Origin of the sequence: Citrobacter sp. Cpo061 (assembly GCF_030332845.1) — a bacterium.
Lineage (GTDB): Bacteria > Pseudomonadota > Gammaproteobacteria > Enterobacterales > Enterobacteriaceae > Citrobacter > Citrobacter portucalensis.
On the sequence record NZ_JAOWHB010000005.1, the window covers coordinates 1 to 20,632 of the forward strand.

The window sequence follows — 20,632 nt, forward strand, 5'->3', positions numbered from 1 at the left end:
GTCAGTGGAGGCGCATTATAGGGAGTTATTTCAGGCTGACAAGGGGAAATTTAAAATAATCTTCCGAGTGCGTATTTTTTCATCAAAACCACTTAAACTGACAGTTTTTCGAGCGTTTTAAAGCCATAGCGCTGTAGCACAGGCAATAATTGTTCAGCTTCTGTCGTCATTGCCATACAAAATGCGACGTTCTCATCGGTTGATTTCGCATCTGGCGCTTCATGCTCTAACAACCAGGCCGTGCGGCGCGCTATCGCGGCACCAGAATCCACCAGTCTCGTCCCCTCGGGCAGGACCTGTAAAAGCTCTTCCTGTAATAGAGGGAAATGAGTGCAACCGAGCACTACTGTGTCAGGTGGTTCAGACATCCGCAGCCACGGACGCAGAATACGCCGCAGCTCTTCCAGAGAAACTGTTTCACCGTGCAGCTTCGCTTCCGCAAGTTCCACCAGCTCAGCAGAACCCAACATTGCAATTTGGCATTCGTTAGCGAATCGCGCAATCAGCTCATGGGTATACGACCGCTTCACCGTTGCACGTGTAGCCAGTAGCCCCACAACACCGTTCGCCGTGAGTCGCGCTGCCGGTTTAATCGCAGGCACCACGCCCACAACCGGGAATGCAAATTTCTCACGTAACGCAGGGAGCGACACCGTGCTTGCTGTATTACACGCGATGACCGCAAGAGAGAGGGGATAGCGCTGCTGGACCGCAGTCACAATCTCAACAACACGCTCGACGATAAACCCCTCGCTCTTCTCTCCATAAGGAAAAGCGACGTTGTCGAAAGCGTAGATATAGTGGAGATCCGGCAGAAGACGCCGGATCTCGTCATAGACCGACAACCCACCGACGCCGGAATCAAACACCAGCACGGTGGGACGGGGATCAGAAGGTGTAGCTGCCAGACAAGGTGTATTCCCGTCCTGCAGTTGCGTAGCCATAAACTGTCTCGTAATCTTTATCGAACAGGTTGGCGATTTTACCACGAACTGTCAGCTGTGAGGTGATTGGATATGACACTCCGATATCCCACAAGCTGACGCCGCCCAATTTAACATCACGATTATTGTCATAATCATTATCGTAACGTTCACCTATATATTGATAAGCAACGTTCCACCCCAAGTCCTGAACCTGCCCAGTTAACTCATACTTAACCTGCTGTTTTGCTCGGCGATAGAGTACCTTATTCGTATCATCATCCCGCGGATCAACATACTGTAGCGTCAGGTGATGATCTACTGGGCCAGTCGTAACATTCCCAGTCCATTCCAGCCCTTTAATCGTGGCTGACTTAACGTTGACATACTGGTTATTCTTGTAATCGATCAGGTTTTGAATTTCATAATGATATGCAGAAAGACGCCAATCAAGCGGCCCTGTCAATCCATCAATCCCTGCTTCCCACTGTTTAGATTCTTCCGGTTTCAAATTCGGGTTGGCTGCAATACCCGGCCCATAGGAAGAGGCAAAACGCGTAGCCCCGTATTGCTGACCAAGTGAAGGAGCCAGGAAACCTGTGCCATAAGAGAGCGTTGCACGGTAGCCATCAACAAACTCCCAGCCTGCAGCAGTCTGCCAGGTGCCATGCCAGCCGAATTGTTCATCATGATCTTCACGGCCTGAGGCTTCCAGCGTGACGCTATCAATTTGTTGTTGCCCAGTTAGATAAAGTCCGGTCGTATCACGTTTATAAGCGTCCGATTTCGTGGTACTACTGGAAGTCAGCTTTTCTTGTTTCCAGTCGACACCACCGCTAATCGCTCCATGCCCAACCTCAACGTTATTTCCCCACTGAATATAGCGCTGTTCCATATTATCCAGCGTAGCATCCCCCGCATAACGACCGAGTTGATTGCTATAGTTGTAATCTTTGAGATGCTGGTAGTTAGCAATCAGTTGGGCGGAATAGATACCTGAGCTGTAACGAAGGCCGGAATCCCAGGACTGAGTGTAATTCTGAGCTTCGTCATTACCGCCAGCATAGCCATAAGAGCCCTGATCGTAATCGCTATTCGCCGTGTAGCCGTAACCACGGAAGAAACCGGAGAAGTTATCGTTAAACTTGTGCTGCAAGCCGCCCCAGAACAGTTTGTTGCGATAACCATCGCGATCGCTGTCGCCGCTGTAAGGGGAGTCAGGTTGAATGTTAAAACCTTTGGTCGTCTGGTAAGCGCCAGCCGCCGTCACCATCGTGTCACCAAATCGTTTATTTATCGTGCCGTCGTAGGTCTGATAACCATCAGTCCCCATACCTGCGTTGATCTGTGATTTCTCTTCATTACTCATCGTAATGATGTTCATCACACCACCGATCGCACCAGATCCGTACACAGCTGAACGCGGCCCGCGAATATATTCAACACGTTGCACCAACGATACCGGAATCTGACCAATATCAATCGCATTACCGATGCCCGCACGCGCCATCGGCACTCCATCAATCAATACCAGCACATGCCGGGACTCAGTACCGCGAACATACAGCGAGGAGCTTTTCCCCATACCGCCGCTTTGCGAAATATCTACGCCCGGCAATCGGCGCATGACATCATTGAGATCTTTTGACTGCCAGCGCTGAATATCTTCACGCGTCACCACATCAGTGGGGGCAAGGACAGTATTAACAGGCTGCTGAAAACGGTTGGCAGTAACAACGAGAGTATCTGGGCTAGTATCCTGTGCCCAACCAGAAAATGCCGTGACGGAAAGTGCCGTGCACAGCAACGATTTTTTAATCATTGTAAAGCATCCACAATATAAGAAGGATGCCGCAGGTCCCACCGATAGTACGCGATGATGAAAGCCAGATGCGACGTTAGCCGGCAGGTCTTCGGGCTTGGAGGCAACTTAAAGAGACGATGACTTCCCACGGCATGCCGCAGTGTCTGCACCAGGTGCGCTCATCCCCTACCTTCCTTACCGCTGCGCGTCAGCTCCAGATTCACACTGGATTCCCTTTTAACTCACAGGACCGGAAAACGGATGCTACAGTTTGTTACAACCCACTGTCCAGACTGCGTATCACAATATCGGAAATCATCAATGACTGGACATCTGATGAGCAATCCCTACAATCCCCGCGTACTTTTATTTTTCAGGACGCATCATGACCCCCGAACACCTTCCGACAGAACAGTACGACGCACAGTTAGCTGAAAAAGTGGTGCGTCTGCAGAGCTTAATGACGCCATTTTATGCACAGGCTCCGGAAGTGTTTCGCTCACCGGTCAGCCACTACCGTATGCGCGCGGAATTCCGTCTGTGGCATGACGGTGATGATCTGTACCACATCATGTTCGACAGCCAGACCAAAAACCGTATCCGTGTCGACAGCTTCCCGGCAGCCAGTGAGCTTATCAACACGCTGATGACGGCAATGATCGAAGGCGTTCGCAACAACCACGTCCTGCGTCACAAACTGTTTCAGATTGATTACCTCACAACCCTGAGCGATCAGGCGGTGGTATCGATGCTGTACCATAAAAAGCTGGATGATGAATGGCGTCAGGAAGCTGAAACGCTGCGGGATGCGTTACGGGCGAAAAACCTGAATGTGCATCTGATTGGCCGGGCAACCAAAACCAAAATCGAGCTGGATCAGGACTACATTGACGAACGCCTGCCGGTTGCGGGTAAAGAGATTATCTATCGCCAGGTTGAGAACAGCTTCACCCAGCCGAACGCCGCCATGAATATTCAGATGCTGGAGTGGGCGATTGATGTCACCAGGGGCTCAAAAGGCGATCTGCTGGAGCTGTATTGCGGCAATGGCAATTTCTCGTTAGCCCTGGCACAAAACTTCAACCGCGTACTGGCAACGGAAATCGCCAAGCCGTCCGTTGCTGCTGCACAGTACAACATTGCGGCTAACCAGATTGAAAACGTACAAATAATCCGCATGGCGGCCGAAGAGTTTACTCAGGCGATGAACGGCGTTCGCGAGTTCAACCGTTTGCAGGGAATCGATCTAAAGAGTTACCAGTGTGAAACTATCTTCGTTGACCCACCGCGCAGCGGTCTGGACAGCGAAACGGAGAAAATGGTGCAGGCGTATCCGCGCATTCTGTACATCTCCTGCAATCCGGAGACGCTGTGTAAAAACCTGGAAACGTTAAGCCAGACGCACAATGTTTCACGTCTGGCGCTATTCGATCAGTTCCCGTATACGCACCATATGGAGTGCGGCGTACTGTTAACCAAGAAGTAAAACTGAACGTAGGCCGGCCGCTTCAGATTGCCGGATGGCGGCTTTGCCTTATCCGGCCTACAGTTACAACTGTTACTCTGCTATTTCCTGCTTACGGTTACGCACTTTAAAGCCGATCCAGAACACCAGAATCACAGACAGTACCGCCGGGAAGAAGTTAGAGCCGATATCCGGATATTCAGCGCGTACCACGGTGCTGTACAACAGAACGCCGAGGATAAAGCAGGCGGCAGCCAGGCCCGGCAATCCCACAGGCATGGTGCGGTTCTGATAGCGTTGATGCAGACAATACACCGTCAGCACCAGCGAAATGATCGGGAATACTGAGAATGGCACAATGGAGCTAAACAGCGCCGCAAATGTACCATTGATCGATAAGCCAGCAACCAGCGCCAGCAGCAGCGTACCTTTATCTTGACCTGACTGTTTCATTGCTTGTCCTTCTCGTTACTCGGAGTGGTGCGTCATCTTCTCTTGTTCACGGCGGTACCAATAAAATGCGCCTTTCGCGATCATGCGTAGTTGCAATACCAGCCGCTCTTCCAGCTGTCGGCGCTGTTCAGCGCCAACATCCAGTGCTTCTGCCCCGGCGCTGAACACAATGGTTACCATGGCTTCGGCTTGCGCTTCAGTAAACGCACGAGGCATATGGTTTTCGAGTTCCAGATAGTCCGCAAGTTCCGCGATGAAGTGCTGAATTTCACGAGCGACCGCTGCACGAAACGCTGCGGATGTCCCCGAACGCTCGCGCAATAATAAACGGAAGGCGTTGGGATTGTTGCCGATGAACTCCATAAATGTTGAGACCGAGGTGCGGATCACACTCCCGCCCTTCGCGATACGCTGGCGCGCCTGGCGCATCAACTGACGCAGCATCAGACCGCTCTCGTCCACCATCGTCAGGCCGAGTTCATCCACATCGCGGAAATGGCGATAAAACGAGGTTGGCGCAATGCCCGCTTCACGAGCGACTTCGCGTAAACTGAGGCTGGCAAAACTACGCTCAGCGCTGAGTTGACTAAATGCGGCTTCTACCAGCGAACGCCGGGTTTTCTCTTTTTGTTGCGCTCTAACGCCCATCACGATGTCTGAATCCTTCCACATACCTTGCTGGCACTATACCAGAGATTAGGCGGTTGGCATGGCTTTGTGAATGATTGTTTACGCGCAGTTTGTGCTTCGACTTCGCAAAAAAGCACAACGATAATTGGGTTATCTCAACAACGATGTTACTATTCTGTTGCTTTTATGTATAAGAACAGGTAAGCCTGACCATGTCACATTCTTACGATTACGATGCAATAGTAATAGGTTCCGGTCCCGGCGGCGAAGGCGCGGCAATGGGTCTGGTTAAGCAAGGAGCGCGCGTCGCGGTGATTGAGCGCTATCATAACGTCGGCGGAGGCTGTACCCACTGGGGCACCATCCCGTCGAAAGCACTCCGCCACGCCGTCAGCCGCATTATTGAATTCAATCAGAACCCACTGTACAGCGACCACTCCCGACTCCTTCGTTCTTCTTTCGCCGATATTCTCAACCACGCTGATAACGTTATTAATCAGCAAACGCGTATGCGGCAAGGATTTTACGAGCGCAACCACTGCGAAATTTTGCAGGGAAATGCTCGTTTTGTTGATGAACACACGATCGCCCTGGAATGTCACGACGGTACGGTGGAAACGCTGACTGCGGATAAGTTTGTTATTGCCTGCGGTTCGCGTCCTTATCGCCCTGTTGATGTCGACTTTTCGCATCCCCGGGTTTACGACAGTGACTCTATCCTGAGCCTGCACCACGAACCCCGTCATGTGCTGATTTATGGCGCAGGGGTCATTGGCTGTGAATATGCGTCGATCTTCCGTGGAATGGACGTCAAAGTTGATTTAATCAACACCCGCGATCGTCTGCTGGCATTCCTCGATCAGGAGATGTCCGACTCGCTCTCTTACCACTTCTGGAACAGCGGTGTGGTCATTCGCCACAACGAAGAGTATGAGAAGATTGAAGGTTGCGATGATGGCGTCATCATGCACCTGAAGTCCGGTAAGAAACTGAAGGCCGACTGCCTGCTGTACGCCAATGGCCGTACCGGTAATACCGATTCGCTGGCGCTGGAAAACATTGGTCTGAAAACCGACAGCCGCGGGCAGCTCAAAGTGAATAGCATGTACCAGACGGCGCTGCCGCATGTGTACGCAGTAGGGGATGTAATTGGTTATCCGAGCCTGGCATCGGCGGCCTACGACCAGGGACGCATTGCCGCCCAGGCACTGGTAAAAGGCGAGGCCACCGCGCATCTGATCGAAGATATCCCAACCGGGATTTACACCATTCCGGAAATCAGCTCCGTTGGTAAAACCGAACAGCAGCTCACGGCAATGAAAGTTCCATACGAGGTTGGCCGTGCCCAGTTTAAGCATCTGGCACGTGCACAAATCGTGGGTATGAGTGTCGGAACGCTGAAGATCCTGTTCCATCGCGAAACCAAAGAGATTTTGGGGATCCACTGCTTTGGGGAGCGCGCGGCCGAAATTATTCACATCGGACAAGCGATAATGGAGCAAAAAGGTGGTGGTAACACTATCGAGTACTTCGTTAACACCACCTTTAACTACCCAACCATGGCAGAAGCCTATCGGGTAGCGGCGCTAAATGGCTTAAACCGCCTGTTTTAACGCACTGTCGAAATGGCCATCCATTGATCCACGGATGGCCTCTGCCAGCTGTTCATAACGGCTGCGCAGCGGCGAACCAGGACGGTACACCAGACCAATCGTACGACGCGGTTCGGGTTTAATGCATGGCAGATAAACGACACCATCACGCTTACGCTCCGGTGGAACGGCCAGCGCAGGCAGTAAGGTAATACCACTGCCTGCCGCCACCATGTTACGCAGCGTTTCCAGACTGGTTGCCCGAAAATGGGTATCTTCATCAGCACCCGCTTCAAAGCAGAAACCCATCGCCTGATCGCGCAGACAGTGGCCATCTTCCAGCATCAGCAGTTTTTCACCCGCCAGATCGGACATCGGTACACAGTCACGGTTTGCCCATGGGTGATCTTCATAGATCGCCAGCATCATAGGCTCATCAAATAACGGTACTTCGATGAACGCCTCACTCTCTTTGACCAGCGCCAGAATGACGCAGTCGAGCTTGCCGCTATCCAGTTGCGCCAACAGCTGATGTGTCTGCGCTTCATGGAGATACATCTCCAGTTTTGGGAAGGTCTGGTGCAACATCGGAATAATATGCGGCAGCAGGTATGGCCCCACCGTTGGGATCAAACCAATATGCAGCGGGCCAGACATTGTCTCGCCTTGTTGGCTTGCCATCTCCTTGAGCACTTTGACCTCGCGCAGCACGGTGCGCGCCTGATCCACCAGCAGCAAACCGGCCTGGGTGAACAGCACCTTGCGACTCGTACGCTCCAGCAACATGACGCCAAGCTCATCTTCCAGCTTGCGGATCTGCCCGCTCAGCGTGGGTTGGCTAACGTGACAGGAGTCTGCCGCTCGTCGGAAGTGACGATGTTCGGCTAGCGCCACCAGGTATTCAAGATCACGAATATTCATTATTCATCCTCCATCGCCACGATAGTTCGTAGCGATAGGTAGCATAGCAACGAACGATTATCCCTATCAAGCTTTCTGTTTAATAATGCACCACAGAAACGGAACGGTACCCCTTTAACCCTTGAAGCTACTGTCCGTTTGAGAGTTTCTCTCATACTCGAAATAACTAAAGCCAACGTGAACTTTTGCGGACCTTGAGTCCGCATTTTTTTGCATAAAAAAAGCCCGGCGTCGCAAAGCTCGGCCGGGTTATGGTTTGGTAGGCCTGATAAGCGTAGCGCCATCAGGCAGAACGGCGCACAGTGCCGGATGGCGGCTTCGCCTTATCCGACCTACAGGCGTGCCTTCGCGTAGTCGATCGCCTGCGCAACCTGCTGCGGCGACACGCCACCTTTCGCTGCACGTTTATCCAGACACGATTGCAACGAGAGGATCGGGTAAACGTCATCGCCAATCACCTGGCTGAACTTTTGTAAGTCGGCAAGCGACAGCGCTTCCAGCGGTTTGCCCTGACGAATCGCCTCGACCACCGTTTCCCCCACAATATGGTGCGCTTCGCGGAACGGGACGCCTTTCGCCACCAGATAATCCGCCAGCTCAGTGGCGTTAGCATAACCCTGCTGCGCCGCTTCCTGGCAACGCGGACGTTTCACCTGGATTCCATCCAGCACCAGCGCGGCCATATGCAGACAGTCCAGCCAGGTGTCGAGCGCGTCGAACAGCCCTTCTTTGTCTTCCTGCATATCTTTGTTGTATGCCAGTGGAAGGCCTTTTAAAGTCATCATCATGCCGGTCAGCGCACCCTGCACGCGACCGCATTTGCCACGGATCAGCTCCAGCGCATCCGGGTTTTTCTTCTGCGGCATCAGAGATGAACCGGAAGTCACACGGTCGGAGAGTTCAACAAAGCCCGCTTCGCCGGTGTTAAAGAAAATCAGATCTTCAGCAAAACGCGACAGGTGTACCATGCCGATAGAGGCGTCGGAGAGTAACTCCAGCACGTGGTCACGGTCAGAAACGCTGTCCAGGCTGTTGCGCGTTGCCGAGGCAAAGCCCAACCAAGCCGCCAACTGCTCGCGATCGATTTCATACGCCGTACCCGCCAGCGCGCCGCAGCCTAACGGACTGACGTCCAGGCGTTTGAGCGCATCCTGCAAACGGCTCTCGTCACGCGCCAACATTTCAACATAGGCCAGACACCAGTGAGCAAACGTCACCGGCTGCGCACGTTGCAGGTGGGTGTAACCCGGCATGACGGCGTCCTGGTTATTCTCCGCCGTCACCACCAGCGCAGTTTGCAACTGACGATTGGCCGACAGTAATTCGATAACCGTATCTTTGCACCACAGCTTGAGATCGGTCGCGACCTGGTCATTACGGCTACGCCCGGTATGCAGTTTTTTACCAAGCTGGCCGACTTTATCAATCAGCTTACCTTCCACCCAACTGTGAATATCTTCGGCATCGCTTTGCAAAATCTGCTGAGGATTCGCGCGAACCTCTTCCAGCAGGTTATTCAGCGCCTCTTCCAACTGCAGCTGTTCATCGGCAGTCAGTACACCGACCGTTACCAACGCTTTGGACCAGGCCACAGAGCCAACAATATCCTGTTCTGCCAGGCGGTAGTCAAAACGCAACGAGTCGTTGAACTGTTTGAACCGCTGATCTGCTGCCTGTGTAAAACGCCCACCCCAAAGTGCCATAACGAATTTCCTTAATATGATATTTTTGCCCGGTGGCGCTGCGCTTACCGAGCCTACAAAACCCACGTAGACCGGATAAGGCGAAGCCGCCATCCGGCACATTAATAGTTAAGCCAGAATACGCGTACCAATTGGCGTGCCGTTAAACAGCGCCGGAAGTTGCTCTGCATGACGCCAGGAGGCGATATCCACCGGACGGCCCAGCGTACGCGCGGCATCCAGCGCTGCATTCACCTTCACGATCATGCCATCGGTAATAATGCCCTGTTCAATCAGCTGTTCCGCTTTCGCCGCGGTCATTTCGGCAATGCGCTGGCCTTTGCCATCCAGAATACCGCTCACATCAGAGAGCAGGATCAGATCCGCACCCAGCGTTGCCGCCAGCGCCGTTGCAGCCTGATCGGCATTCACGTTCATCAGCAGACCATCATCAGTGACACCAATAGAGCTCACTACCGGCAGAAAACCGCTTTCCAGCAGCGTGTTAATCAGCTTAGGCGAACCCGGCTGCGCCAGTCCAACATGACCCAGTTCTTTATCGAGCGGCGTCACTTTTACGCTGTCGCCATCGCCAAGATACAGACCAACAGACGCGATGTGATGCTTTTTCGCCCAGGCCAGCAAGGTTTTATTCGCCGTTCCCGCCAGGGCACCGGTAATAATGTCAATTTGATCGGCAGGCGTGACGCGCAGACCATTTTTCTTTTTCACCGGCAGATTCAGCTGCTTCATCAGCTCGTCGACCACGCAGCCGCCGCCGTGCACAATGACCAGCGGACGCTGGTGCGACTCACGATAATTCACCAGTGCGGTAAACAGACGCTCCAGCGCCTCTTCGCTATCCAGTAAAACGCCGCCCAGCTTGATAATTAATGGATTCATTGTTGCACCCTTAAATAAGAGACTGCGTTTGGGCAAAGCCAAAACGAATATTTGCGCACTGCATCGCCTGTGCCGCCGCGCCTTTCAATAAGTTGTCTTCCGTCGCCACAACGATCAGATGCTCACCCTGCACAGCAAACCCGATATCACAGAATGGTAATCCAACCACATTCTTCAGCGCTGGAACCCCTTTGTCATACAGACGCACCAGCGGTTTATCGCCATACGCCTGTTGCAGCGTCTGCGCTACCTGAGCATAAGTTACACCCGCTTTAAGGCGGCAAGTGATAGTTTCCAGAATTCCGCGCGGGAAGTTGCCCAGATGCGGGGTGAAAATCACTTCAGCCCCCAGGTGAGTAGCGATTTCCGGCTGATGACGATGGGTAAACACGCCATACGGTTGCAGGCTTACTTCGCAAAAACTGTTAGAGATAGCCGCTTTACGGCCCGCACCGCTTACGCCGCTGGTCGCATTAATTACCGGCCACTGCTTGAGATCCAACAGCCCGGCATCAATCAGTGGTTTCAGCGAAAGCTGCGCCGCCGTCGGGTAACAACCCGGCACAGCAATCAGATTCGCTTCTTTCAGTTGGTCTTCGTTCCATTCCGCCAGCCCGTAAACTGCCTGCTCAAGCAGATCGGGATGCTGATGGGTAAAACCATAATATTTTTCATAGAACGCGCCGTCATTTACGCGAAACGCGCCAGAGAGGTCAAACACCACGCAACCGGCCTGCAAAAACTGCGGAGCCAGGTCATGACTTACCTCATGAGCCGTTGCGAGGAACACAACATCCACCCCTGCGCTAAACTCGCTGATATCTGACATTGGCTGCAACGGTAAATCGACAATGCCTTTCAACTGCGGATGCAAATCGGAGATTAATTTTCCTGCATCATTGCTTTGCGCTGAGACGGTCAAAGCGGTTATGGTCATATCAGGATGGCGATTTACATAGGTCACAAGCTCTGCGCCGGCATAGCCACTGGCGCCCACAATCAGCGTATTCAACATCGGGGCTGCTCACCTTCTTAGATTCTGTTGCCAGGTATAAGCCTTTATCACCTCACCTTACACTTGGTGGGTTTTATTACGCTCAACGTTAATGTATTTTTATTCACAAATACTGCATGAATATTGATACTATCATGACCCGAGGTGTGTCAACAATGAAAAACAATTTACCGCCATTTATCGAGATTTACCGCGCTCTGATTGCCACGCCATCGATTAGCGCTACCGAAGAAGCGCTCGATCAAAGCAATGCAGGTTTAATCACTCTGTTGGCGGGCTGGTTTAAAGATTTAGGCTTCAATGTGGAGGTCCAGCCGGTTCCCGATACGCGGAATAAATTCAATATGCTGGCGAGCATTGGACAGGGCTCTGGTGGTCTGTTGTTGGCGGGCCATACCGATACCGTACCCTTTGACGACGGACGCTGGACGCGCGATCCGTTCACCCTAACCGAGCATGACAATAAGCTCTATGGTTTGGGTACGGCGGACATGAAAGGCTTCTTCGCCTTTATCCTCGACGCGTTGCGTGATGTCGACGTCACGAAGCTGAAAAAGCCCCTCTACATTCTGGCCACTGCTGACGAAGAGACCAGCATGGCGGGAGCTCGCTACTTTTCTGAAACCACTGCTCTGCGCCCAGACTGCGCGATTATTGGCGAACCCACTTCACTGCAACCGGTTCGCGCACACAAAGGTCATATCTCTAATGCGATACGCATTCTGGGACAATCGGGTCATTCAAGCGATCCGGCACGTGGCGTTAATGCGATTGAACTGATGCATGATGCCATCGGCCATATCATGCATCTGCGCGATGACCTGAAAGCGCGCTATCACCATGATGCCTTTACCGTTCCGTATCCAACGTTAAATTTGGGCCACATCCACGGTGGCGACGCCGCCAACCGAATCTGCGCCTGCTGCGAACTGCATATGGATATTCGCCCGCTACCAGGTATGACGCTAAACGATCTCAATGGGTTACTTAACGAAGCGCTGGCCCCTGTCAGCGAACGCTGGCCGGGCCGCCTGACCGTATCGGAACTGCATCCACCGATTCCAGGCTATGAGTGTCCGCCTGACCATCAACTGGTAGAGGTGGTTGAGAAACTGCTGGGCGCACAGACTGAAGTGGTGAACTACTGCACCGAAGCGCCATTTATCCAGACGCTTTGCCCGACGCTGGTATTGGGTCCAGGTTCTATTAATCAGGCGCATCAGCCGGATGAATATCTGGAAACACGCTTTATTAAGCCAACTCGCGAATTAATCACCCAGGTTGTGCATCATTTCTGCTGGCATTAACTGCTTGTCACCCCGCTAATCCTTTAGTGGTAAGTGGGGTGATTTTTTAACATTTCCATAAGCAACGCTTATTTGATTGGATGTGAATTAAATAACGTAAATTCACGGCATTTATTCGTTTGCTGAACCGATTTCGCAGCAATTGACGTCACGTGTTTTACGTGGCTTTATAAAAGACGGCTAAAAAGTTAAGTCCGCAAGATTTCGCGTGATAGTCAGGCGCGAAAGATACAGGACATATTCACAATAGATGGGGTGTCTGGGTTAATATGAACGAACAATATTCCGCGTTGCGTAGTAATGTCAGTATGCTCGGCAAAGTGCTGGGAGAGACCATCAAGGATGCGCTGGGAGAGAACATTCTTGATCGCGTAGAAACAATTCGTAAGCTGTCCAAATCATCTCGCGCTGGCAATGAAGTTAATCGCCAGGAATTGCTCACCACACTGCAAAATCTGTCTAACGACGAGCTGCTGCCGGTTGCCCGCGCATTTAGCCAGTTCCTGAACCTGGCCAACACCGCCGAGCAATACCACAGCATTTCGCCAAAAGGCGAAGCAGCCAGCAACCCGGAAGTGATTGCTCGCACTCTGCGTAAACTGAAAGAGCAGCCCAACCTCAATGACGCCACCATCAAGAAAGCCGTAGAATCACTCTCTCTGGAGCTGGTACTCACCGCCCACCCGACCGAGATCACTCGTCGTACGCTGATCCATAAAATGGGTGAAGTGAACGCCTGCCTCAAGCAGCTTGATAACAAAGACCTCGTCGATTATGAACGCAACCAACTGATGCGCCGTCTGCGTCAGCTCATTGCCCAGTCCTGGCATACGGATGAGATCCGCAAGCTGCGCCCAAGCCCGGTTGATGAAGCCAAATGGGGTTTCGCGGTAGTTGAAAACAGCCTGTGGGAAGGTGTACCGAACTACCTGCGCGAGCTGAATGAACAACTGGAAGAGCATCTGGGTTATAAGCTGCCGGTTGATTTTGTCCCGGTTCGATTTACTTCCTGGATGGGCGGTGACCGTGATGGTAACCCGAACGTAACGGCAGATATCACCCGTCACGTGCTATTACTCAGCCGCTGGAAAGCGACAGACCTGTTCCTGAAAGACATCCAGTTTCTGATTTCTGAGCTGTCGATGGTTGATGCCACGCCGGAGCTGATGGCGCTGGTAGGCGAAGAAGGTGCAGCTGAACCTTATCGCTATCTGATGAAAACCCTGCGTTCTCGTCTGATGGCAACCCAGGCCTGGCTTGAAGCCCGTCTGAAAGGCGAGAAATTGCCGAAACCTGCGGGACTTCTCACCCAAAACGAACAGCTCTGGGACCCACTTTACGCGTGCTACCAGTCTCTGCAGTCCTGTGGCATGGGCATCATCGCCAATGGCGAATTGCTCGACACCCTTAGGCGCGTGAAGTGTTTCGGTGTGCCGCTGGTGCGTATTGATATTCGCCAGGAAAGCACCCGTCATACTGAAGCCCTGGGCGAACTGACCCGTTATCTGGGCATTGGCGACTACGAAAACTGGTCGGAAGCGGATAAACAGGCTTTCCTGATCCGCGAACTGAATTCCAAGCGTCCGCTCCTGCCGCGTAACTGGGAACCGAGCAACGACACCCGCGAAGTGCTCGACACCTGTCGGGTCATTGCCGAAGCCCCATATGGCTCCATTGCCGCCTATGTTATCTCGATGGCGAAAACTCCATCGGATGTGCTGGCCGTGCATCTGCTGCTGAAAGAAGCCGGAATTGGTTTTGCTATGCCGGTCGCTCCGCTATTTGAAACGCTGGACGACCTCAACAATGCCGATGACGTCATGTCTCAACTTTTAAATATCGACTGGTACCGCGGCTTTATTCAGGGCAAACAGATGGTCATGATTGGCTACTCTGATTCCGCAAAAGACGCGGGCGTGATGGCGGCCTCCTGGGCGCAATACCAGGCTCAGGACGCGCTAATCAAAACCTGCGAAAAAGCCGGTATCGAACTGACGCTGTTCCACGGTCGCGGTGGTTCCATTGGTCGCGGCGGCGCGCCTGCCCATGCGGCGCTACTCTCTCAACCGCCGGGCAGCCTGAAAGGCGGTCTGCGCGTGACAGAACAAGGGGAGATGATCCGCTTTAAGTACGGCCTGCCGGAAGTGACCATCAGCAGCCTGTCGCTGTACACCGGAGCAATTCTGGAGGCCAACCTGTTACCACCGCCAGAACCGAAAGATAGCTGGCGTCATATCATGGATGAGCTTTCCGATATTTCCTGCGAGCTCTATCGTGGATATGTGCGTGAAAACAAAGACTTCGTCCCTTATTTCCGCTCAGCGACACCGGAGCAGGAACTGGGTAAACTCCCGCTCGGTTCACGTCCGGCAAAACGCCGTCCGACCGGCGGGGTAGAGTCTCTGCGCGCCATTCCGTGGATCTTCGCCTGGACGCAGAACCGCCTGATGCTCCCGGCCTGGCTGGGTGCAGGTACCGCGCTGCAAAAAGTGGTTGAAGACGGCAAGCAAAGCGAACTTGAAGCCATGTGCCGCGACTGGCCATTCTTCTCCACACGCCTTGGCATGCTGGAAATGGTTTTCGCGAAAGCAGACCTGTGGCTGGCAGAGTATTACGATCAGCGCCTGGTCAAAAAAGATCTGTGGCCGTTGGGTGCAGAGCTACGCCAACGCCTGGCAGCAGATATCGATGTCGTACTGGCGATTGCCAACGACTCACATTTGATGGCCGACCTGCCGTGGATTGCCGAGTCCATTCAGTTAAGAAATATTTATACTGACCCGCTAAACGTATTACAGGCAGAGCTGTTACACCGCTCACGCCTGGCGGAAGAGCAAGGCAATGCACCGGACCCACGCGTAGAACAAGCATTGATGGTCACAATCGCTGGTGTCGCCGCTGGTATGCGCAATACAGGCTAACGTCCCTCCCCCGTCGCCTTCGTGCTATTATTCGGAGGCGACGGCAAAAACCGCTGTTACAACCACTTCATTTTCAATATATTCCCCCTCGAATATATTCACCAAATGAATATAAAGATGGCAAAACACGATCCTAAGATCGTGATGCTTCAGTTCCTCTTAATGTTTAAGTGCTACTCTTGGCGCTACAATTAAAGACAGGCTTACATTATGCAATCCTTACACCCCCAGTCTAAACCTAAATTTAGCTGGAAAGCCCTGGGCTGGGCGCTCCTCTATTTTTGTTTTTTTTCCAGTTTACTCCAGGTCGTTATTCTCTTATCCGGCTATAGCGGAACTAATGGTTTACGCGACTCCTTGCTGTTCAGTTCGCTGTGGTTGATTCCGGTATTCTTATTTCCAAACCGTATCCGCGTTATTGCTGCCGTCATTGGCGTAATGCTATGGGCAGCCTCGCTGGCTGCTCTAAGCTATTACGTCATTTACGGACAAGAGTTCTCGCAAAGCGTTCTGTACGTAATGTTTGAAACCAATGCGAACGAAGCCAGCGAATATCTGAGCCAGTATTTCAGTCTGAAGATTGTCTTGATTGCGCTGGCCTATACAGCTGTGGCAATTCTGCTATGGACACGTCTGCGTCCTGTGCATATTCCATCGCCCTGGCGCTATCTGGTGTCGTTTGCACTGTTATACGGTTTGATTCTGCATCCGATGACGGTGAACACGTTTATCAAACATAAACCATTTGAAAAAACGTTGAATGGTCTCGCCTCACGCATGGAACCAGCTGCGCCATGGCAATTCATCTCTGGTTATTATCAGTATCGTCAGCAGTTGACCGCGCTGAACAGCCTGCTGAATGAGAACAATGCCCTGCCGCCGTTGGCCAACTTTAAAGACAGCTCAGGTGATGCACCGCGTACGCTGGTACTGGTGATTGGCGAATCAACGCAACGTGGCCGCATGAGCCTGTACGGTTACCCACGCGAAACAACGCCGGAACTGGATGCACTGCATAAATCCGATCCTAACTTCACCGTGTTCAATAATGTCGTGACCTCCCGTCCGTACACCATTGAAATCCTGCAGCAGGCGCTGACCTTTGCCAACGAGAAGAACCCGGATCTGTATCTGACTCAGCCGTCCCTGATGAACATGATGAAACAGGCAGGTTATAAAACCTTCTGGATCACCAATCAGCAGACGATGACCGCCCGCAACACCATGCTGACGGTGTTCTCTAAGCAGACGGATAAACAGTTCTATATGAACCAGCAGCGTACACAAAGTGCGCGCGAATATGACAGCAACGTGCTGGCACCGTTTAAAGAAGTACTGGCCGACCCTGCACCGAAAAAGTTCATCATCGTGCACCTGCTGGGAACGCATATTAAGTACAAATTCCGCTATCCGGATGGTCAGGGTAAGTTCGACAATAATGTCGACAATGTGCCCGCAGGCCTGAGTGACGATGAGCTGGAAGCCTACAACGATTACGACAGCGCGAATGTCTACAATGACCATATCATTGCCAGTCTGATCAAAGACTATAAAGCGACCGATCCGAACGGCTTCCTGCTGTACTTCTCCGATCATGGAGAAGAGGTATACGATACGCCACCGCATAAAACGCAGGGTCGTAATGAAGACAACCCAACGCGCCATATGTATACGGTGCCGTTCCTGCTGTGGACCTCGGAAAAATGGCAGGCCGCACACCCGCGTGACTTCTCACAGGATGTGAATCGTAAATACAGCAGCTCAGAGCTTATCCACACCTGGTCTGATTTAGCGGGCTTCACCTATGATGGTTTCGATCCAACTCGTGCCATTACCAGCCCGCAGTTCAAAGAGACGACCCGCTGGATTGGCAACCCGTACAAAAAGAATGCCCTGATTGATTACGATACCCTGCCTTACGGCGATCAAATCGGTAATCAGTAACAGTCTGCCGGATGCGCTACGCTTATCCGGCCTACAGCTCGCAAAGACTTGTAGGCCGGATAAGGCATTAGCCGCCATCCGGCAATAATCACTTGAGGGCGATTGTTTTCAACGTTACTGTTTCCCTGTCTGCTGCCTGCAAGGGATTAACATGTATCACGACATCAGCCACCTGCTCTCTCGCCTGATCAACGGCCCCACACCGCTGCGGCAGATTTACTTTGCCAGCACCAGTAGCTCAACGCCGGAACTGGCGTATCAGGTCGATTTTCCCCGACTGGAGATTGTGCTGGAAGGTGAATTCACCGATAACGGTGTTGCTGGCGCATCCGCGACGTTACAGCCTTGCGATGCCTTGTTCGTTCCGGCTGGTGGCTGGAACTTTCCACAGTGGCTCACACCGGTGACCACGCTCAGTATCTTATTTGGCAAACAGCAACTGGGTTTTAGCATCGTTCAGTGGGACGGTAAGCAATATCAAAACCTTACCCGCCAGCACGTCGCGCGCCGTGGACCGCGTATTGGCTCATTCCTGCTGCAAACGCTCAATGAAATGCAGATGCAGCCGCAGGAGCAGCAAACCGCCAGGCTAATCGTTGCAAGCTTACTGAGCCACTGCCGCGATCTGCTCGGCAGCCAGATCCAAACCGCATCACGCAGCCAGGCGCTTTTCGAAGCCATTCGCAACTATATTGACGAACGCTACGCTTCACCGCTCACCCGAGAATCCGTCGCGCAGGCGTTCTACATCTCACCCAATTATCTTTCCCACCTTTTTCAAAAAACGGGCGCTATCGGTTTTAACGAATACCTGAACCACACGCGACTGGAACACGCAAAAACGCTGTTGAAGGGTTACGAATTGAAGATTAAAGAGGTGGCGCACATTTGTGGGTTTGTTGACAGCAACTACTTCTGCCGCCTGTTTCGCAAAAATACAGAACGTTCACCATCAGAATACCGTCGGCAATACCACAGCCAATTGACGGAGAAAAATATCTGCCAGCAATAAAGAAGACAAAAATAACATTCACTGGATTTTTGTAATATCAAAAAAGAAATCCATTACCCATTTTGCCAGAATAAACTCACCTAAAACTGATATGTGAAGTATCTCTCATTTTTCTAGATACATTACATTTATCCAGCTTTTGACAAATTTGTCAGATAGCGCGGTGTGGAGAAACACTCTTATCCTGTTCACAGCAAAGCATTCCGGCAACGGGTTGCTAATAGAAAACGAAGAGGGTGTTTTGTATGGAACTTTACCTTGATACCGCCAACGTCGCGGAAGTTGAACGTCTGGCACGCATCTTCCCTATCGCGGGTGTTACCACCAACCCAAGCATTGTGGCGGCAAGCAAAGAATCTATCTGGGATGTACTGCCACGCCTGCAAAACGCCATCGGCGAAGAGGGTATTTTGTTTGCCCAAACCATGAGCCGCGAGGCGCAGGGCATGGTGGAAGAAGCCAAACGCCTGAGCAATGCAGTGCCCGGTCTGGTAGTGAAAATCCCGGTGACATCCGAAGGTCTGGCCGCGATTAAGATGCTGAAAAAAGAGGGTATCACCACGCTGGGAACCGCCGTTTACAGTGCTTCTCAGGGGCTACTGGCTGCGCTGGCAGGAGCCAAATATATCGCGCCTTACGTTAACCGTATCGACGCACAGGGCGGCGATGGGATTCGCACAGTACAAGAACTGCAAACGTTACTGGAGTTGCATGCGCCAAACAGCATGGTACTGGCAGCCAGCTTTAAAACCCCGCGTCAGGCGCTGGATTGCTTACTGGCAGGATGTGAAGCTATCACCCTGCCATTAGACGTAGCGCAACAAATGCTCAATACCCCTGCGGTAGAGTCAGCAATAGAGAAGTTTGAGCAGGACTGGAACAACGCATTTGGTCACATCAACCTGTGAGGGAAATAAAGTATGGATCGCATTATTCAATCACCTGGTAAGTACATCCAGGGTGCCGATGTTATTACCCGTCTTGGTAGCTACCTCAAACCACTGGCAGAACGCTGGCTGGTCGTTGGGGACAAGTTTGTCTTAGGCTTTGCCCAGGGCGCACTGGAAAAAAGCTTCCAGGATGCCGGACTGGCGCTGGAAATTGCACCGTTTGGCGGCGAATGTTCACAAAACGAAATCGACCGTCTGCGCGGCGTAGCGGAAAAAGCGCAGTGTGGCGCAGTACTTGGTATTGGCGGCGGTAAAACGCTGGATACCGCCAAAGCGCTGGCGCACTTTATGGGCGTGCCTGTCGCCATTGCCCCAACCATCGCCTCTACCGATGCGCCGTGCAGCGCGCTGTCCGTCATTTACACCGATGCCGGTGAATTCGATCGCTATCTGCTGCTGCCCAACAACCCGGACAGGGTCATTGTGGATACCAAAATTGTCGCGGGCGCACCGGCGCGTCTGTTAGCTGCGGGTATTGGCGATGCGCTGGCAACCTGGTTCGAAGCGCGTGCTTGTTCACGCAGCGGCGCAACCACCATGGCGGGCGGTCAGTGTACTCAGGCGGCGCTGGCGCTGGCAGAGCTGTGCTTTAATACGCTGATCGAAGAAGGCGAAAAAGCGATGCTGGCAGCCGAGCAGCACGTGGTGACACCAGCACTGGAACGTGTTATTGAAGCCAACACCTATCTGAGTGGCGTCGGTTTTGAAAGCGGTGGTCTGGCAGCGGCTCACGCCATTCATAACGGTCTGACCGCAATCCCGGATGCGCATCACTACTATCACGGCGAGAAAGTGGCGTTTGGTACGCTGACGCAGCTGGTGCTGGAAAACGCGCCAGTTGATGAAATTGAAACCGTTGCCGCGCTGTGCCATTCCGTTGGCCTGCCGATTACCCTGGCGCAACTGGACATCAAACAGGATATTCAGGCGAAAATGCGCATTGTGGCTGAGGCAGCCTGTGCAGAAGGCGAAACCATCCACAACATGCCTGGCGGCGCAACGCCGGACCAGGTGTATGCCGCCCTGCTGGTGGCTGACCAGTACGGTCAACGTTACCTGCAAGAGTGGGAATAACCTGCAAACAGAAAATCCCCGCACTCGCGGGGATTT

At 52.5% G+C, this 20,632-nt stretch carries 16 protein-coding genes and 1 riboswitch; of the genes, 8 read left to right on the forward strand and 8 right to left on the reverse strand.

Features of this window, described 5'->3' with window-relative positions:
• Positions 1–92: 92 nt before the first annotated feature.
• Entirely contained in the window at positions 93–944 is an 852-nt protein-coding gene (gene murI, locus OGX97_RS00020; protein WP_235125900.1) for a glutamate racemase, read from the reverse strand.
• The gene (gene btuB, locus OGX97_RS00025; protein WP_032945649.1) at positions 889–2,745 is read right to left on the reverse strand and encodes a TonB-dependent vitamin B12 receptor BtuB; all 1,857 of its coding nucleotides are present in this window, start codon (positions 2,743–2,745) and stop codon (positions 889–891) included. The genes murI and btuB overlap by 56 nt, the downstream gene beginning before the upstream one ends.
• A gap of 65 nt (positions 2,746–2,810) precedes the next feature.
• Positions 2,811–2,997: riboswitch (cobalamin riboswitch) on the reverse strand.
• 115 nt (positions 2,998–3,112) lie between these two features.
• Between btuB and trmA the strand changes: the two genes are divergently transcribed.
• On the forward strand, positions 3,113–4,213 hold the full coding sequence (gene trmA / locus OGX97_RS00030; RefSeq protein ID WP_100271667.1) for a tRNA (uridine(54)-C5)-methyltransferase TrmA: 1,101 nt from the start codon (positions 3,113–3,115) through the stop codon (positions 4,211–4,213).
• Between the two features lie 72 nt (positions 4,214–4,285).
• Here trmA and OGX97_RS00035 read toward each other — a convergent pair whose 3' ends face one another.
• Positions 4,286–4,645 (reverse strand): YijD family membrane protein, encoded by a 360-nt coding sequence (locus tag OGX97_RS00035; RefSeq protein ID WP_003825114.1) that lies wholly within the window; start codon positions 4,643–4,645, stop codon positions 4,286–4,288.
• A 15-nt stretch (positions 4,646–4,660) separates the two neighbouring features.
• Positions 4,661–5,296: an HTH-type transcriptional repressor FabR gene (gene fabR / locus OGX97_RS00040; RefSeq protein ID WP_003028862.1), complete on the reverse strand. Its 636-nt coding sequence runs from the start codon at positions 5,294–5,296 to the stop codon at positions 4,661–4,663.
• Between the two features lie 191 nt (positions 5,297–5,487).
• Between fabR and sthA the strand changes: the two genes are divergently transcribed.
• Positions 5,488–6,888 (forward strand): Si-specific NAD(P)(+) transhydrogenase, encoded by a 1,401-nt coding sequence (gene sthA, locus OGX97_RS00045; RefSeq protein ID WP_003028860.1) that lies wholly within the window; start codon positions 5,488–5,490, stop codon positions 6,886–6,888.
• Here sthA and oxyR read toward each other — a convergent pair.
• The 4 genes from oxyR to argC all read right to left on the reverse strand — a co-directional run bounded on the left by oxyR (position 6,871) and on the right by argC (position 11,388).
• Positions 6,871–7,788, reverse strand: a complete 918-nt coding sequence (oxyR, locus tag OGX97_RS00050) for a DNA-binding transcriptional regulator OxyR (RefSeq protein ID WP_008787060.1) — start codon at positions 7,786–7,788, stop codon at positions 6,871–6,873. The two genes, sthA and oxyR, sit on opposite strands and share 18 nt — an antisense overlap.
• Positions 7,789–8,120: 332 nt before the next feature.
• Positions 8,121–9,491: an argininosuccinate lyase gene (gene argH, locus OGX97_RS00055; protein ID WP_048237070.1), complete on the reverse strand. Its 1,371-nt coding sequence runs from the start codon at positions 9,489–9,491 to the stop codon at positions 8,121–8,123.
• Positions 9,492–9,599: 108 nt separating this feature from the next.
• Complete coding sequence (argB, locus tag OGX97_RS00060) at positions 9,600–10,373, reverse strand: acetylglutamate kinase (protein WP_003028854.1); 774 nt, start codon at positions 10,371–10,373, stop codon at positions 9,600–9,602.
• 10 nt (positions 10,374–10,383) lie between these two features.
• Positions 10,384–11,388, reverse strand: a complete 1,005-nt coding sequence (gene argC, locus OGX97_RS00065; protein WP_279851049.1) for an N-acetyl-gamma-glutamyl-phosphate reductase — start codon at positions 11,386–11,388, stop codon at positions 10,384–10,386.
• Between the two features lie 155 nt (positions 11,389–11,543).
• Here argC and argE point away from each other — a divergent pair, with 155 nt between their 5' ends.
• The 6 genes from argE to gldA all read left to right on the forward strand — a co-directional run bounded on the left by argE (position 11,544) and on the right by gldA (position 20,596).
• The gene (gene argE, locus OGX97_RS00070) at positions 11,544–12,695 is read left to right on the forward strand and encodes an acetylornithine deacetylase (RefSeq protein ID WP_137378325.1); all 1,152 of its coding nucleotides are present in this window, start codon (positions 11,544–11,546) and stop codon (positions 12,693–12,695) included.
• 269 nt (positions 12,696–12,964) lie between these two features.
• Positions 12,965–15,616 (forward strand): phosphoenolpyruvate carboxylase, encoded by a 2,652-nt coding sequence (gene ppc / locus OGX97_RS00075; RefSeq protein ID WP_008787055.1) that lies wholly within the window; start codon positions 12,965–12,967, stop codon positions 15,614–15,616.
• 210 nt (positions 15,617–15,826) lie between these two features.
• Positions 15,827–17,560, forward strand: coding sequence for a phosphoethanolamine transferase CptA (locus OGX97_RS00080; RefSeq protein WP_008787054.1), 1,734 nt, complete (start codon positions 15,827–15,829; stop codon positions 17,558–17,560).
• Positions 17,561–17,711: 151 nt separating this feature from the next.
• A complete protein-coding gene (locus OGX97_RS00085) occupies positions 17,712–18,572 on the forward strand; it encodes a helix-turn-helix transcriptional regulator (RefSeq protein ID WP_191226552.1) in 861 nt (286 codons plus the stop codon).
• Positions 18,573–18,817: 245 nt separating this feature from the next.
• A complete protein-coding gene (fsa, locus tag OGX97_RS00090) occupies positions 18,818–19,480 on the forward strand; it encodes a fructose-6-phosphate aldolase (protein ID WP_020996106.1) in 663 nt (220 codons plus the stop codon).
• Between the two features lie 12 nt (positions 19,481–19,492).
• On the forward strand, positions 19,493–20,596 hold the full coding sequence (gene gldA / locus OGX97_RS00095; RefSeq protein WP_060683063.1) for a bifunctional L-1,2-propanediol dehydrogenase/glycerol dehydrogenase: 1,104 nt from the start codon (positions 19,493–19,495) through the stop codon (positions 20,594–20,596).
• Positions 20,597–20,632: the final 36 nt, after the last annotated feature.